Genomic DNA, 14,945 nt, shown 5'->3' on the forward strand with positions numbered 1-14,945 from the left:
TTTCAAGGGGGGACCCGGATCAGTCGATCCGGATCTGCATCGGAATGATATTGAGTTTGCCCAGCTTGTTGTGAGCCTGGTTTATTTCGGTCTGGTTGTCGAAAGGACCGAGACGAACCCGATACCAGACTCCATTGCTGCCTTCCGAGCGGTCGGTGCGTACACCGGGGAAGCCTTGCAGAATAAGCTTTGCACGCATCCGTTCGGCATCACCCGGGTCGCGGAAGGAACCGGCCTGCAACAGATAGCGATGCTCCATCTTGGCGTCCTTGGGGGTCGACTTGTAGGCCTCCACCTTGGGCGCCACGACTTCTGCCTTGGGCAGCATTTCGTAGAACTCGAACTTGCTCTTTTCCGGCTCGGGCTCAGGCTGTGACGGGACTGCCGGTTTGGGTGTCGGTTTCGAGGCCGGCTTGGGTGCAACCGTTGTGGTCGTGGCCGAGGCCGGGGCCGTCTCCGGCGGTGTTTGCAGCAGGGTGTAGACCAGGTAGCCGAGGCCGCCCAGCACTGCCAGCGTGAACAGCATCAGTCCCCAGGGCGTTCGGCGCGGAGGGGGCGCCGTACGCTTTGGGGCAGCCTGTCGGGCCGGCTGGCGCGCCGGCTTTGGGCTGGCGCTGTTGCCGCTGCGACGCTTGCGGGCGAAATCCTGCTTGGCCATTACTTACATCTGCTCCGGTGCGGACACGCCCAGCAGTTTCAGGCCATTGGCCAGTACCTGACGTACGGCGACGCTGAGGGTCAGGCGGGCGTTGCGCAGTTCGGCGTCATCGATGATCAGCTTGTGACCGTTGTACCAGGTGTGGAAATCACCGGCGAGATCACGCAGGTAGTTGGCCAGTACATGCGGCTCGAAGTTGAGTGCCGCATGCTGCAGGGTTTCAGGGTATTTGCCCAGCTGCTTGACGAGATCGCTTTCGGTTTCGCTTTCCAGTCGCTCCAGTGACGCCAGACCGGCGGCCTGGTCCCAGGCCATGCCTTCGCTTTCCAGCTTGCGCAGTACCGAACAGACGCGGGCGTGGGCATACTGGATGTAGTACACCGGGTTGTCCTTGGATTCTGACTTGGCCAGCTCCAGGTCAAAGTCCATGTGCTGGTCGGCCTTGCGGGTCACATAGAAGAAACGGCAAGCATCGTTGCCGACTTCGTTGCGCAGCTCGCGCAGGGTGACGAAGGAGCCGGAGCGGGTGGACATCTGTACGCGTTCACTGCCGCGGTAGAGGATCGCGAACTGCACCAGGCGCACTTCCAGCTTGTCCGGGTCGTACCCCATCGCCTGGATGGCCGCCTTTACGCGCGCGATGTAGCCGTGGTGGTCGGCACCCCAGATGTTGACCACCTTGTCGAAGCCGCGCTCGAACTTGTTCATGTGGTAGGCGATGTCGGAGGCAAAGTAGGTGGTCTGGCCGTTGGCACGCTTGACCACACGGTCCTTGTCGTCACCGAAGTCGGTGGAGCGGAACCAGATGTTGCCGTCCTGCTCGTACAGGAAGCCTTTGGCGTCCAACTGCTCCAGTGCACGACTGACGTCGCCGCTGCTGGTCAGGGAGCGCTCGGAGAACCACTCCTGGTAATTGACGCCGAATTCGCCCAGATCTTCACGGATGTCAGCCAGGATGGAGTTCAGACCGGCATCAAAAACCAGTTCGTAGTCGTCACCCAGCAGCTGCTGGGCACGCTCGATCAGGGCATCGATATGCACTTCCTTGTCGCCGCCGGCCGGTTCGTCAGCCGGAATGTCTGCAAATACATCGGCAATCGGGCGGTTGAAACGGTCGCCGTGGTCCTTGATCAGGTCGTGGGCGATATCGCGGATGTAATGCCCCTGATAGCCGTTGCTCGGGAATGTCAGCTCCTGCTCGTTCAGCTCCAGGTAGCGCAGCCAGATGCTGGCGGCGAGGATATTCATCTGGCGGCCGGCATCGTTGACGTAGTATTCACGCTCAACCTCGACCCCGGCGGCTTCCAGCAGGTCGGCGACAGTCGCGCCATAGGCCGCGCCACGGCCGTGGCCGACGTGCAGAGGACCTGTCGGGTTGGCGGAAACGAATTCGACCTGCATGCGAGGGCCGGAGTTGGCCTCGCCGCGGCCGAAACCATCACCCTGTTCCAGGATGTCGCCGACCACGTTGAAGATCGAAGCCTGGCTGACGAAGAAATTGATGAAGCCGGGGCCTGCGATCTCGGTTTTCTCGATGCTGCCGTTGGTCGGCAGGGCGTCGCACAGCAGTTGAGCCAGTTCACGCGGATTGCGTCGGGCCGGTTTTGCCAGAGTCAGGGCGATGTTGCTGGCGAAGTCGCCATGGGCCTTGTCGCGGGTGTTTTCCACCTGGATGTTGGGCGTGATGTCGGCGGGCAGGGTGCCGTCAGCGGTCAGGGTTGAAAGTGCCGCCTCAATCAGTTGGGCAATCTGTTCTTTCATCGGGGTACTCTGGCTGGAATTGAAGATCAGAATGATGCAATAAACCGGATATTGTACGCCGCGAAAGTGGTTAATTGCCAGTCAGTAGCTGTCGATTGGGTCCACATCCAGCGTCCATCGCACCCTTCGCGCTTCCGGGTGTGTCTGCATCAGTCCGATCAGGATCGACACCGTCTGGTGCAAGGGCTTGCGCTGACCTGCCTGAAGCAGCAGTTGCGCCCGGAACAGTCCTGCGCGCTTCTCCATCAAAGAGGGAAAGGGACCGATGCACTGAACACTGTCCGGCAACAGTTGTTGCTGGGCGGCGAGCTCGCGCAGGCTGAGCAGGAAGCTTTCTGCCAGCCCCTGGCGGGTGGCTTCGGCGCGAATCAGCGTATGGTAGGCAAAGGGCGGCAGGTAGCCGCCGCGGCGCAGTTGCAATTCTTCGCGGGCAAAGGCGTCGTAGCCGGCATGGACCAGCGTGTTGAGCATGGGGTGATCGGCGTTGAACGTCTGCAGGAGTACTTCGCCGGGCAGGTCGGCACGCCCGGCGCGACCGGCAACCTGCAGGATCAGCTGGGCGGTTTTTTCCATGCCGCGAAAGTCCGCACTGAACAGACCGGCATCGGCATCCAGAATGGCGACCAGTGTCACCTTCGGGAAATGGTGCCCCTTGGCCAGCATCTGGGTGCCAACCAGTATGCAGGGGTCGCCCTGATGAACCTGGTCCATAATCCGCTCCAGTGCATGCTTGCGCTGAGTGCTGTCACGATCGACCCGCAGAATCGGTGTCTTGGGGAAGTGTACGGCCAGGCGATCTTCGACTCTTTCGGTGCCGCTGCCGGCCGGTCTCAACTGGTCACTGCCGCACTGGGCGCATTGACGAGGGATGGGGGTCTGACGGTCACAGTGATGACAGTGCAGGTGTGGCGGCTGGCGGTGCAGGGTCATGCGTGCATCGCAGCGGGTGCAATCAACGGGGGTGCCACAATCGTGGCAGACCAGAGCCGGGGAAAAGCCGCGCCGGTTCAGGAACAGTAATACCTGGGTGCCGCGGGCCAGATGTTCGTGAATGCGATTGATCAGAGGTGCGGAGAGTCCGGCATCCAGCTGTTGCTGGCGGATATCGAGCAGCTCGAATCTGGGCGGTTTCGCATTGCCTGCACGGCGGGTCAGGCGCAAGTGGCGAAAGCGTCCGCTGAGGGCGTTCTGCAGTGTTTCCAGGGAGGGCGTGGCACTGCCGAGCAAAATCGGGATACCGTGCTCGCGAGCCCGGAAGATCGCCAGATCGCGGGCGTGGTAGCGAAACCCGTCCTGCTGTTTGAAGGAGCCGTCATGTTCCTCGTCGACAATGATCAGTCCCGGGTGTTTTAACGGTGTGAAGATGGCCGAGCGGGTGCCTATCAGAATGCGTGCGCTGCCCTCCCGAGCCCAGAGCCAGGCATCCAGGCGCTGGCGGTCGGTCAGTCCTGAATGCAGAGCCAACACCGGTACGCGGAAGCGGGCCTTGAAACGGGCAATGGTTTGGGGGGTCAACCCGATCTCGGGGACCAGGACCAGTGCCTGTTTGCCTTCTTCAATGCAGCGCTGAATCGCCTGCAGGTAGACTTCGGTTTTGCCTGAGCCGGTGACACCCTCCAGCAGCATGGGGGCAAACCCCTGAGCCCGGTGCATGGCTTCAACGGCCTGAAGTTGCTCGTCATGCAGGGGCAATGGTGCTTCACGCAGGAGTTCATGGCCGGTGTTGTCTGCATGGGGGAGTGCGGGGGGGCGTTCAAAAGACTCGGCCAACCCTTTTTCGCTGAGTGTGTTCAGCAGGGCAGGGTTGCCCCCTTCAGCGCGCAGGGCGTCGGTGCTGATGCCCTGAGGATGTTCCAGGAGCAAGGTTAGCAGTTCACGCTGGCGCTCGGCGCGGGACGACAGCTGGTTAAGATCAGCTTCGCTGGAAGGTCGCCATAGTGTCTGGTGCTGGAAGTGCGCGGGCTGTCCCTGGCGCAACAGAACCGGCAGTGCCTGTTGCAGAGCATCACCCAATGGATGTTGATAGTACTGAGCCGCCCAGGAGGTCAGTTGGAAAAGGTCCTGAGTGAGTACGGGGGTGGTATCGAGCAGTTCCAGCGCCGGTTTTAGTTTGCTCAGAGGGAATTCGCTTTCGGTCTCCAGCGAAACCAGTACTCCAATGACCTCGCGACGGCCGAAGGGTACGCGCACCCGACAGCCGGGTTGAGCCGTCTCCGGGCCGTAGATCGGCGGACGGTAATCAAACAGGCGGTACAGAGGTGTGGGTATGGCGACGCGGAAAATCAAAATGGGGCCTCTGAGTGGCGAATAAGCGCTGAATCTAAGGCTGCAGTCTAGGGGTTTTGGCACGAACAGGGAATGGTTTTGGATGCTTGCCCGCAGGGGTAACAGTGCGTATAATTTCGCGCCTTGGTTGTACATATATTGTGCTTGTTGAAAGCACGCAAATAAATGTGCGGTGCCTGGCGTCAGATGCGACCGGGTGGCGGCACGCCAATTTTGTCGAGGTTTAAGATGAAAGCTGGTATCCATCCGGAATACACCGAAATCAAAGTTACCTGTTCTTGCGGTAACGTAATGAACACCCGTTCTACTCTGGGTCAGGACATGCTGGTCGACGTATGCAGCCAGTGCCACCCGTTCTACACAGGCAAGCAGAAGGAAGCGACTTCTGGTGGCCGTGTTGACCGCTTCAAGAAACGTTTCGGTTCTCGTGGCTTCAAGTCGTAAGCGACTCTTTCCACGTGAACAAAAAAAGGCACTCATAATGAGTGCCTTTTTTGTATCTGCGCGGGCCGTGTGTCTGCTTGTTTTTTTTCTTTTGTTTCCTGCGCTGACGCAGGCTGCCTGTTCGCAATTGCCCGGCGGCTTCTCGGCTCATGTTGATCATGTCTACGATGGTGACACCCTGCGCCTGCAGGATGGCCGCAAGGTGCGCCTGGTGGGTGTGAACACGCCGGAGATGGGGCGCGACGGGCGTGCTGATGAGCCTTATGCCCGGGAAGCACGTAACTGGTTGAAACAACGGGCAGACCGACAGCGGGTTTACCTGTTGCCGGGGAGCGAGTCTCGTGACCGCTATGGGCGACTGTTGGCGCATCTTTATCTGCCGGATGGCCGTCTTGCTGCCGAATGGATGGTGCGAGAGGGATTGGGTTATGCGTTGGCCATGGGTAGCGATGAACGCCTGGCTGATTGTCTGTTTGAGGCAGAGCAGGAAGCGAGGCAGAAGTCTGAGCGGTTATGGCAACAGTCGCCAGTGGCGGCAGGGGATGTCAGCCAGAGTGGCTTTGCTGTCGTGCGAGGCAGGGTGACAAGGATCACGCCGACCCGGCGGGGGCTTTATATCGACCTGGATCAACACCTGGCGCTGTTTTTGTCAGAGGACGTGGTCGATGAGGTTGGGGCGGATCTCTGGCAAACGGGGCAGGTTTTGGAGGCCCGTGGCTGGTTGGTGGATCGCTTGCAGCGTCAGCAGAATTTGGCTGCAGGCCAGCAGCGCTGGCTGTTGAGAGTGATGCATAAGTACCACATAAGAGAGCACTGAAGTGCTAAATTGCATCGCCCGAAGCACGGTTGTTGTGGTTATAGGTTTTATATATGATGCAAGTCCGTCTTATTAAACCTTAGTTGGAAACAGCAACCATGTCTCAAGATTTCAAACAAGCTGCTCTCGATTACCACGAGTTTCCTCGTCCAGGTAAAATCAGTGTAGAGCTCTCTACCCCTGCTGAGACTTCGCGCGATCTTTCCCTGGCTTACTCGCCGGGCGTGGCCGAACCGGTCCGTGAGATTGCCAAGGACCCGGAAGCAGCGTATCGCTACACTGCCAAAGGTAACCTGGTTGCCGTGATCTCCAACGGTTCCGCTATCCTGGGTCTGGGTGACCTGGGTCCGCTGGCTTCCAAGCCGGTGATGGAAGGTAAGGCCCTGCTGTTCAAGCGTTTTGCCAATATCGACTCTATCGACATTGAAGTGGATGCTGAGAGCCCGCAGGCATTCATCGATACCGTAGCGCGTATCGCTGAAACCTTCGGTGGAATCAACCTGGAAGACATCAAAGCACCTGAATGCTTCGAGATCGAGCGCGCCCTGATCGAGCGTTGCAAGATCCCGGTTTTCCACGATGATCAGCATGGCACCGCGATTGTAACCGCGGCCGGCATGATCAACGCGCTGGAACTGGCTGGCAAGAAGCTGGAAGAAGCACAGATCGTATGCCTGGGTGCGGGCGCTGCTGCCAGCGCGTGCATGAAGCTGCTGATCAATATGGGTGCCAAGGTCGAAAACATCTTCATGCTGGACCGCAAGGGTGTGATCCACTCCGGTCGTGAAGATCTGACACCGGAAAAAGCGGCATTTGCCACTGAAACCGACAAGCGTACTCTGGAAGACGCAATTACTGGCGCAGATGTGTTCGTTGGCCTGTCTGGTCCGAACCTGCTGTCACCGGAAAACCTGCTGAAGATGGCGGACAACCCGATCGTCTTCGCCTGCGCAAACCCGGATCCGGAAATCAAGCCGGAACTGGCGCGTGAGACCCGTTCTGATGTGATCATGGCGACTGGTCGTTCCGATTACCCGAATCAGGTAAACAACGTACTGGGCTTCCCGTTCATTTTCCGTGGTGCACTGGATGTTCGTGCAACCGCGATCAATGAAGAGATGAAGGCTGCGGCGGTTCGTGCTCTGGCTGATCTGGCGAAAGAGCCGGTAACTCAGGAAGTACTGAACGCTTACGGTCTGGATGCTCTGGAGTTCGGTCGTGAATACATCCTGCCGAAGGCGACTGATTCCCGTCTGCTGGGTGCAATCTCCTACGCTGTTGCCAAAGCTGCAGTGGATACTGGAGTGGCACGTTTGCCGATCCCGGCGAGCTACCCGCTGTAAGTCAGCCGGTATCACGGGAAAATACAAAAAAACCGCTGCGTTCGCAGCGGTTTTTTTATGCCTGTCGAGTGGTCGGTTCAGAAACCGAAAATGGCTTCAGTCGCCGGTGCCTTGAGCTGTTGCTCCGGGCTGCGGGCCGTTTCGCGTGGCACATCCTCGCTTCTGAAGTACTCGGGCATGGCGTTTTCCTGGCCCGGATAGGCGCGCTTGCCGGTGGCGGGGTCAATGCTGATGCGTACGACACCCTCAGGAACGGCTGGCGGGTTGTCCGGAATGCCTTGCAGTGCCTCTTCCATGAAATCGATCCAGATCGGCAAGGCTCGGCTGCTGCCGTATTCACCACGGCCAAGGGGGGACGGCTGGTCAAAGCCTACCCAAGTGGTAGCCACCAGATCAGGGCTGAAGCCGCTGAACCATACATCTTTCTGCTCGTTGGTGGTGCCGGTTTTGCCCGCCAGGTCTGCGCGCTGCAGCACCTGAGCGCGGGTGCCAGTGCCGCGGGTGATGACATCACGCATGACGTCGTAGATCAGGAAGGCGTTGCGCGGGCTGATGATGCGCGGTGCCGGCGTCGGGCTTGCCGGAATCTGCTCAGGGGGGAGCAGTATCGGTGCTTCTGTTGCGACCAGATTGTCGCTGTCAGAAGGACTTGTGTCATCGCCGGTCAGTGCCGGGCTGGTATTCTCTGAGGTGCTGGTCGGGGCGCAATCCGGGCAGGCCTGAATCGGGTTTGCCTGCAACAGGATCTCGCCCTCAGCGTTCTCAATTCGACTGATGAGGTAGGGTTGTACCAGGAAGCCGCCATTGGCCAGTGCGGCATAGCCGCGTGCGACCTGAAGAGGTGTGGCGCTGGCGCTGCCCAGTGAGAGTGAGAGGTTGCCAGGGAAGTTCTCGGGCTCGAAACCGAAGCGCAAAATGAAATCGCGCGCCTGCTCAATACCGAGGGCGCGCATCAGGCGTATCGATACCAGATTGCGTGAGCGGAACAAGGCCTCGCGTAGACGGGTCGGGCCATTGAACTTGCCGTTGTCGTTCTCGGGGCGCCAGGTGCCCTCAAGGCTCACGTCATGGAAGACAACCGGCGCATCATTGATGATGGAAGCGGGAGTGAATCCGTTCTCCAGCGCGGCCGTGTACAAGAAGGGCTTGATGTTGGAGCCAGGCTGGCGATAGGCCTGAGTAACCCGGTTGAACTTGTTGTGGTAAAAGCTGAAACCGCCGGTCAATGCGCGGATAGCGCCGTCCTGAGGGTTTAGTGCGATCAGGGCGCCCTGAACCTGTGGCATCTGGGTGAGTCGAAGTTCTCCGTTATCATCCAGCATGACCCGAATAATGTCGCCGGCGTTGAGTACGTCTACCGGGCGTTTCGGCGCGGGGCCTGTCCAGTGTACGGTTTGGTAGGGTCGCGCCCATTGGATCCCGGCCCAGTCGAGCGGGCTCTCGCTGCCATCCGTACGTAAGAGGCGAGCACCGCTGTCGGTGACCTCCAGTACCAGAGCGGGCTCCAGTCCGGCGTAAGCGGTGTACTGTCGCAGCGCGTTAAGCTGGTCTTCAGGGTTCAGTGAATCGATGTCGATGTTGGCCTCGGCGCCGCGGTAGCCGTGATCGTCCGTATAGTCGAGCAGGCCGCGACGCAGCGCGGCGGTGGCTTCTTTCTGCATGCCGCTGTTTACGGTTGTCCAGACACGGTAGCCATCGGTGTAAAGGTCTTCACCATACTGCTCATAAAGCTGCTGTCGAACCATTTCCGCAATGTAGGGAGCATCCAGTTCGATGTCGCTGCGGTGGTAGCGTGCTGTGACCGGGGTAGAAACCGCTTCTTCATGCTGATGTTGAGAGATGTATCCCAGTTGGAGCATGCGGCCCAGAATCCAGTCTCGGCGCTCCAGAGCGCGTTGTGGATTGGTGATCGGGTTGAAGGCGGAAGGGGCTTTGGGTAGGCCGGCAATCATGGCAAGCTGTGCCAGGCTCAAGTCTTCGATGTTTTGGCCGTAATAGGTATTGGCGGCGGCCTGGATGCCATAGGCGCGGTGTCCGAGGTAGATCTGGTTGACGTAGAGTTCCATGATCTCCTGCTTGTTCAGCTCCTGCTCGATCTGCAGGGCCAGCAGAATTTCGATGAACTTGCGCTTAAAGGTCTGTTCCCGGGTAAGGAAGAAGTTTTTGGCAACCTGCATGGTGATGGTGGAGCCGCCGCTCTGGATGCGTCCTGTTGAAGCAAGCTGGAAGGCTGCACGGCTAAGGCCCTTGATGTCGATGCCAAAGTGGTCGAAGAAGCGCGCATCTTCAGCTGCTTGCAATGCCTTGATGAAATTGTCGGGGATTTTTTCGTACGGGATCGGGGAGCGTTTCTTTTCGCCAAATTCGGCAATCAGTTTGTCGTCTGCGGAATAAACGCGAAGTGGTGTCTGGAATTTAACTTCTCTAAGGCTCTGAACGTCGGGAAGTTCCGGACTGAAGTAGTAATACACGCCGGCAAAAGTCGCAAAGCCAGTAAAGACGCCGATTAGAGACAGTGTTAGTAACCACTTAAATAGCCGTTTCAGAATACGCATGCGGGCCCTGGAAAGTCCGTTGGAAAAAAATAGAGCTGGATCATTATATAGGTGTAACTAGCGCGGTCCACAGTGAACTTGCAGTTTAAATTGTTCCTGAATCAGGCTACATTGTGACCGATTGCGGGACTTCACCTGGTTGATGATATAAGGAAAATGTCGTGCTCAGCTTATTCAAGCCCAAGACTGCCGGCTGGGTAGGAGTGGATATCGGGTCCGCTTCTGTCAAGCTGGTCGCGCTTACCAAACATGGACAGTCATACCAGATAGAAGGCTATGCTGTCGTTCCTTTGCCTCCTGCTGCGGTTGTCGACGGCAATGTCGAGATTCCCGGTGAAGTGTCCGATGCCATCGAACGAGGCATCAAAATCTGTGGCGTGAGTCTGTCTCATGCGGTTACGGCTGTGCCTTCCTCTGCGGTCATTACCAAGCGCCTGGAAATCAGTAATGCCTTTGTTGGCATGGAGCTGGAAGAACAGGTTCAGGTTGAAGCTGATCAGTTCATTCCCTACCCCCTCGAAGAAGTCGCACTGGATTTCGAGGTGCAGGGACCGGTCGACAAAGCTCCAGAGCTCAACGATATTCTGTTGGTTGCCTGCCGTCGGGACGATGCCGACAGCCGCGAAGAGGCGATTAACGGCTCAGGCCTGAAGTGTGAAGTCATCGATATTGATACTTATGCGATCGAACGGACCTTGCCGTTGCTTCAGCAGGGCGAACCGGGCGGTCAGCTTGTGGGTATCGTCGACATCGGTGCTGCGACCCTGACCCTGAATGTGTTCAAGGGTAACAAGATTATTTACAACCGAGAGCAGGCGTTTGGCGGCAATGATCTGACCAACATGATCCATCAGCAGAAAGGGATCGAAGTGGCAGACGTTGAACGCATGCTCAGCTCCGGTGAGTTGGATGAGGAGACAATGGACATGCTGGTGCTGCCTTTCCGTCAGACGGTCGTGCAGCAGGTGTCCCGTGCGCTCCAGTTCTATTACTCGTCCGGCTCTCAGGGGCAGTTGAGCAAGCTCTACCTGGCGGGTGGTACATCGGGGCTTGAAGGGCTCTCAGATATGGTTGCAGAGGAGATTGGCGTCAGCACGCACATCGCCAATCCCTTCGTTAATATGCAAGTGGCTTCCAAGGTTAATGCGGCACGGTTGCAGAAGGATGCGCCATGCCTGCTCAAGGCATGTGGCCTGGCGCAGCGAAGCTTTGATATTTAGGGATCATAGGGATTATGTATGGCACGTATTAACCTCAGACCCTGGCGCGAAGAACGGAATGAACGGCTGCAGAAGCGTTTCATCGGCAATATCGTCGGTGCCGCCCTTCTGGGGGTGCTCGTGGTGCTGGCGATCAGCTATTACTACGACGTTCAGATGGATCGTCAGAACGCACGTAACAACTACATGAAAACCGAGATCGCCAAGCTGGACCAGAAGATCAAGGAAATTCAGGAACTCAGGGCCAAGCGTGAGCGTTTGTTGGAACGTTTGAATGCGATCCAGCAGTTACAGGGCAATCGTCCCGTCATTGTGCGTAACTTCGATGAGTTGGTTCGTGTGCTGCCGGACGGTGCGCACTATGAACTGCTGGTGCGCAAGGGTGAGAAAATCACCATCGATGGCTTCGCGGAAAACAATAACGAGGTTTCAGAGTTGATGCGCAGACTGGATGGCTCCATCTGGTTTGCCGAGCCTGATCTGCGTCAAGTCGATCAAGATGGCGAAGTCAAGCATTTCAATATGCAGGTTGGCATGAGCCGTCCTGATGCTGAGGAGGCTAAATAAATGGATGCCAACTCATTCAAGCGCGCCTTTCAGGGTTTTGATGTTAACAATGTGGATATCAATCAGGCCGGTAACTGGCCGATTGGTGTCAAGGTGGTCGTGTATCTGCTGGTATTTGCGGTTGTAGTGGGGGCGGGTGTCCACTTCTTCATCAAAGACAAGCATGTGGCGGTTGAGCGTGAGATCAGCAAGGAACGTGAGCACAAGCAGGAATACCAGACCAAGGCTTTTCAGGTGGCCAGCCTGGATGCGCTGCGCAAGCAGATGGCCGATGTGGAAGGTCGATTTGCCGAATTATTGAAGCAGCTGCCAACCGATAAAGAAGTACCGGGCCTGTTGGAAGATATTACGGAGATCGGTCAGGCGGCCGGGCTGGAGTTTACTCTGATACAACTTGAGCCTGAGAGAAAGGAACAGTTCTATGTAGAGCTGCCTATCAGAATCATGGTTCAAGGCAACTACCACCAGATGGGTGAATTCGTCAGTGGCGTGGCCGCAATCAAGCGTATCGTAACGCTGCACGACTTCTCTCTTTCGCCTGAAGCAGGCGGGCGACTGTCAATGGAAATCAGCGCGAAGACTTACCGCTATGATGATACAAAATAATACTCGGTCAAAAGGCCGGCTGGGGTTGGCCTTGCTTCTGGTGCTGCCGTTGGCGGGATGCCTTTGGGTGGATGATACTCAGGATCTCGAGCGTTATACACGCGAACAGCAGGCCCGGCCCAGTGGCAAGATAGAGCCGTTGCCTACATTCAAGCCTTATGAAAGCTTCGTTTATGAAGGTGCCAGTCTGAGGAATCCTTTCCGCCCCATCGTTCGGGTGACGGCTGATCGTGACGAGAATACCGTCAACGATGCGGTTCAGCCGGATTTGGATCGGCCCAAGGAATACCTGGAAGAGTTCTCGGTTGATGACCTGCATATGGTTGGCATCATCACAGAACCGGGTGGCAACACTCTTTGGGCTTTGATCAAGGATCCCAACCAGGAGGTTCATCGCGTTGTCGCAGGTAATTACTTGGGCAACGATTACGGTGAAGTCACCGAAATCAGTGAGCGTGAGCTTCAGCTGGTAGAGATTATTTCCAATGGGCGGGGCGGCTGGATGAAGCGGCCGCGTACACTGACGTTAGAAGAGCAGCAGGATTGATAAGGATGCAGACCGTGAATACAGATAGACGGATCGAAACCAACCGGATGCAGACCCGACGCTTGGCGCCATTCTGGCTCCTGCTAATGGCGTTGATGCTGACTGTCTTTGGTCGTGCCGCGGTGGCGCAGAATGCTGTCCTTCAGGACGTACACTTTGCATCCTTGCCGGGTAAGAAGATCGAGGTTCAGCTGAGCTTCGACTCTACTCCTCCCGCGCCAAAGGCTTACCTGATCGAAACGCCGCCTCGACTGGTGATGGATGTCTGGGGAGCCAGCAACGGCATGGATCAGAAAATGCTGGCGGTGAAGTCCGGTGACGTTGACAGCCTGCATTTTGCGGAAGCCAACGGCCGTATGCGTATCGTAGCCAACCTGAATGAGGTGATGGGATACGACATTCGTGTCGAGGGTAATCAGTTGCTGCTGGAATTGGGTGGAGATCAGGTTGTCGCCAGTGCGGATCAGGCTCAGCCCAAAGCCAACCGTGCTGAAGCTGCAGTGCGCGCCGAGACAAATGCACCTGCTCAGTCCACTGGAGTGGATTTCCATCGCCTGGAGGGTGATCGCGGGCGCATCACCATCGATCTGGCCAATCCCGGTGCCGGGCTCGACATCATTGAGGAAGGCGGCAATGTGGTGGTCAACCTGACCAACGCTAACCTGGACCCTTCGCAGCAGCAGCGTCTCGACGTGCAGGATTTTGCCACACCGGTCAACTTCATCGACACAGCAGTCAATGGTCGTAACGCGACCATCCTGATCAAAACGACTTCCGCGCCTTATGACTATATGGCCTACCAGAGTGGCAGCCAGCTGGTTTTGGACTTCAAACCGCTGACAGTCGGTGAGCAGAAAGCCAAGGAAAATCTGTTCCCCTACAACGGCGAAAAGATCGATCTGAATTTCCAGAATGTCGAGATTCGTACCGTTCTGCAGATCATTGCCGAAGTGGCCAAGATGAATCTGGTGGTCAGCGACAACGTTCAGGGTGATATTACCCTGCGTCTGAAAAATGTGCCCTGGGACCAAGCGCTGGATATCGTGCTGAAAACCAAGGGACTGGACAAGCGCGAAGCCGGTAATGTACTGCTGGTTGGTACTGTTCAGGAGATTGCAGAGCGAGAAGCCGTTGAACTGCAGAGTCAGCAGAGCGAGATCACCGTAGCGCCGTTGGTAACCGACTTCATTCAGATCGACTATCGCAAAGCATCTGACATTAAAGACAGAGTTGTTGAAGCCAAGCTGGTTTCAGAGCGTGGCTTTGTGATGGCAGATGATGAAACCAATACGTTGATGGTTCGTGAAACTGCCAGTCAGATAGAAGAGATCCGCAGGACAATCGAGCAGTTTGATATTGAAGTTGCGCAAGTGATGGTTGAGGCTCGTCTAGTGACTGCTACGATGAGTGATGCAAAGTCACTTGGTGTAAAGTGGGGCGTGAACCACAGCAGCGATAACTGGGTAATAGGTGGCCGTCTTGCACAAGTTGAAGATGGTGTGACAGAGGAAATCACCACAAGCAACATGATGGATTCAACTGGCTTAATGATCGATATGGGGCCAACTACCGGCATAAAATCAGGCCTTGCGCTTGGGTTTATTAGCGGTGATGTCCTGATTAATGCTGAGCTATCTGCTCTTGAAACTGATGGGCGGGTTGAGGTTGTTTCACAGCCGAAAGTGATTACAACCAATGGTAAGGCTGCTGTTATTAAAGCTGGGCAGGAGATACCAACTCGTACTATCGATGGTGATGGTGAAGTAACAGTTGAGTGGAAAGAAGTTGTCCTCAAACTGGATGTCGTGCCACAGCTTATACCGGGTGATAAAGTACAGCTTGACTTGATTATTACTGAAGATTCAGTTGGTGAGGTCTATGATGAACTTGGCAACCGTCTAATTAATAAGCAAGAATTGCGTACTTCCATCGTGATAGCTGATGGTGAAACAGTTGTGCTGGGCGGAGTTCTGCGTCGACAAAGTAATGAAAACTTTACTAAAACGCCTTTGCTTGGTGACATACCAGTTATTGGAAATCTGTTTAAAAGTCGCTCCAGTAGCGCCGAAAAACGTGAACTCCTGATCTTCATTACTCCGCAGATGATCCGCGAGTCACTGAGACGATAAGTACAAAGAGTT

The 14,945-nt window shown here is 56.5% G+C and carries 12 protein-coding genes; 8 read left to right on the plus strand and 4 right to left on the minus strand.

Annotation, left to right across the window (positions count from 1 at the left end):
• Window positions 1–19: 19 nt before the first annotated feature.
• The 3 genes from LN244_RS01490 to LN244_RS01500 all read right to left on the minus strand — a co-directional run bounded on the left by LN244_RS01490 (window position 20) and on the right by LN244_RS01500 (window position 4,705).
• Window positions 20–658, minus strand: a complete 639-nt coding sequence (locus tag LN244_RS01490; RefSeq protein WP_239041099.1) for an SPOR domain-containing protein — start codon at window positions 656–658, stop codon at window positions 20–22.
• A gap of 3 nt (window positions 659–661) precedes the next feature.
• Window positions 662–2,419: an arginine--tRNA ligase gene (gene argS / locus LN244_RS01495; protein ID WP_239041100.1), complete on the minus strand. Its 1,758-nt coding sequence runs from the start codon at window positions 2,417–2,419 to the stop codon at window positions 662–664.
• A gap of 81 nt (window positions 2,420–2,500) precedes the next feature.
• Window positions 2,501–4,705 (minus strand): primosomal protein N', encoded by a 2,205-nt coding sequence (locus tag LN244_RS01500; protein WP_338037883.1) that lies wholly within the window; start codon window positions 4,703–4,705, stop codon window positions 2,501–2,503.
• 228 nt (window positions 4,706–4,933) lie between these two features.
• On the opposite strand from LN244_RS01500, the gene rpmE reads away from it, so the two are divergent.
• The 3 genes from rpmE (at window position 4,934) to LN244_RS01515 (ending at window position 7,309) form a co-directional block, all read left to right on the plus strand.
• Window positions 4,934–5,149, plus strand: a complete 216-nt coding sequence (rpmE, locus tag LN244_RS01505; protein ID WP_239041101.1) for a 50S ribosomal protein L31 — start codon at window positions 4,934–4,936, stop codon at window positions 5,147–5,149.
• Window positions 5,150–5,186: 37 nt separating this feature from the next.
• Window positions 5,187–5,966: a thermonuclease family protein gene (locus LN244_RS01510; protein ID WP_239041102.1), complete on the plus strand. Its 780-nt coding sequence runs from the start codon at window positions 5,187–5,189 to the stop codon at window positions 5,964–5,966.
• 98 nt (window positions 5,967–6,064) lie between these two features.
• Window positions 6,065–7,309 carry a malic enzyme-like NAD(P)-binding protein gene (locus LN244_RS01515; RefSeq protein ID WP_239041103.1) on the plus strand — a complete coding sequence of 415 codons (1,245 nt, stop codon included), beginning with the start codon at window positions 6,065–6,067 and terminating at the stop codon, window positions 7,307–7,309.
• 77 nt (window positions 7,310–7,386) lie between these two features.
• Here LN244_RS01515 and LN244_RS01520 read toward each other — a convergent pair whose 3' ends face one another.
• Complete coding sequence (locus LN244_RS01520) at window positions 7,387–9,864, minus strand: penicillin-binding protein 1A (protein WP_239041104.1); 2,478 nt, start codon at window positions 9,862–9,864, stop codon at window positions 7,387–7,389.
• A 161-nt stretch (window positions 9,865–10,025) separates the two neighbouring features.
• On the opposite strand from LN244_RS01520, the gene pilM reads away from it, so the two are divergent.
• Genes pilM through LN244_RS01545 form a run of 5 tightly spaced genes read left to right on the plus strand, consistent with a single transcriptional unit; the run spans window position 10,026 to window position 14,933 of the window.
• On the plus strand, window positions 10,026–11,084 hold the full coding sequence (pilM, locus tag LN244_RS01525; protein WP_239041105.1) for a type IV pilus assembly protein PilM: 1,059 nt from the start codon (window positions 10,026–10,028) through the stop codon (window positions 11,082–11,084).
• An 18-nt stretch (window positions 11,085–11,102) separates the two neighbouring features.
• Entirely contained in the window at window positions 11,103–11,651 is a 549-nt protein-coding gene (locus LN244_RS01530; protein ID WP_239041106.1) for a PilN domain-containing protein, read from the plus strand.
• A complete protein-coding gene (locus tag LN244_RS01535) occupies window positions 11,652–12,257 on the plus strand; it encodes a type IV pilus inner membrane component PilO (RefSeq protein ID WP_239041107.1) in 606 nt (201 codons plus the stop codon).
• Entirely contained in the window at window positions 12,241–12,804 is a 564-nt protein-coding gene (locus LN244_RS01540) for a pilus assembly protein PilP (RefSeq protein WP_239041108.1), read from the plus strand. The genes LN244_RS01535 and LN244_RS01540 overlap by 17 nt, the downstream gene beginning before the upstream one ends.
• Window positions 12,805–12,809: 5 nt before the next feature.
• Window positions 12,810–14,933, plus strand: coding sequence for a type IV pilus secretin PilQ (locus LN244_RS01545; RefSeq protein ID WP_239041109.1), 2,124 nt, complete (start codon window positions 12,810–12,812; stop codon window positions 14,931–14,933).
• The last annotated feature ends 12 nt before the right edge of the window (window positions 14,934–14,945 follow it).

Origin of the sequence: Marinobacterium sediminicola (assembly GCF_022343685.1) — a bacterium.
Classification (GTDB): domain Bacteria; phylum Pseudomonadota; class Gammaproteobacteria; order Pseudomonadales; family Balneatricaceae; genus Marinobacterium; species Marinobacterium sediminicola.

What these genes read in the sequence shown, in the direction of transcription:
- LN244_RS01490 (WP_239041099.1), bottom strand. Translation starts at nt 658, where the DNA reads ATGGCCAAGCAGGATTTCGCCCGCAAGCGTCGCAGCGGCAACAGCGCC.
- LN244_RS01535 (WP_239041107.1), top strand. Translation starts at nt 11,652, where the DNA reads ATGGATGCCAACTCATTCAAGCGCGCCTTTCAGGGTTTTGATGTTAAC.
- LN244_RS01530 (WP_239041106.1), top strand. Translation starts at nt 11,103, where the DNA reads ATGGCACGTATTAACCTCAGACCCTGGCGCGAAGAACGGAATGAACGG.
- LN244_RS01540 (WP_239041108.1), top strand. Translation starts at nt 12,241, where the DNA reads ATGATGATACAAAATAATACTCGGTCAAAAGGCCGGCTGGGGTTGGCC.
- rpmE (WP_239041101.1), top strand. Translation starts at nt 4,934, where the DNA reads ATGAAAGCTGGTATCCATCCGGAATACACCGAAATCAAAGTTACCTGT.
- argS (WP_239041100.1), bottom strand. Translation starts at nt 2,419, where the DNA reads ATGAAAGAACAGATTGCCCAACTGATTGAGGCGGCACTTTCAACCCTG.
- LN244_RS01510 (WP_239041102.1), top strand. Translation starts at nt 5,187, where the DNA reads ATGAGTGCCTTTTTTGTATCTGCGCGGGCCGTGTGTCTGCTTGTTTTT.
- LN244_RS01545 (WP_239041109.1), top strand. Translation starts at nt 12,810, where the DNA reads ATGCAGACCGTGAATACAGATAGACGGATCGAAACCAACCGGATGCAG.
- LN244_RS01520 (WP_239041104.1), bottom strand. Translation starts at nt 9,864, where the DNA reads ATGCGTATTCTGAAACGGCTATTTAAGTGGTTACTAACACTGTCTCTA.
- LN244_RS01515 (WP_239041103.1), top strand. Translation starts at nt 6,065, where the DNA reads ATGTCTCAAGATTTCAAACAAGCTGCTCTCGATTACCACGAGTTTCCT.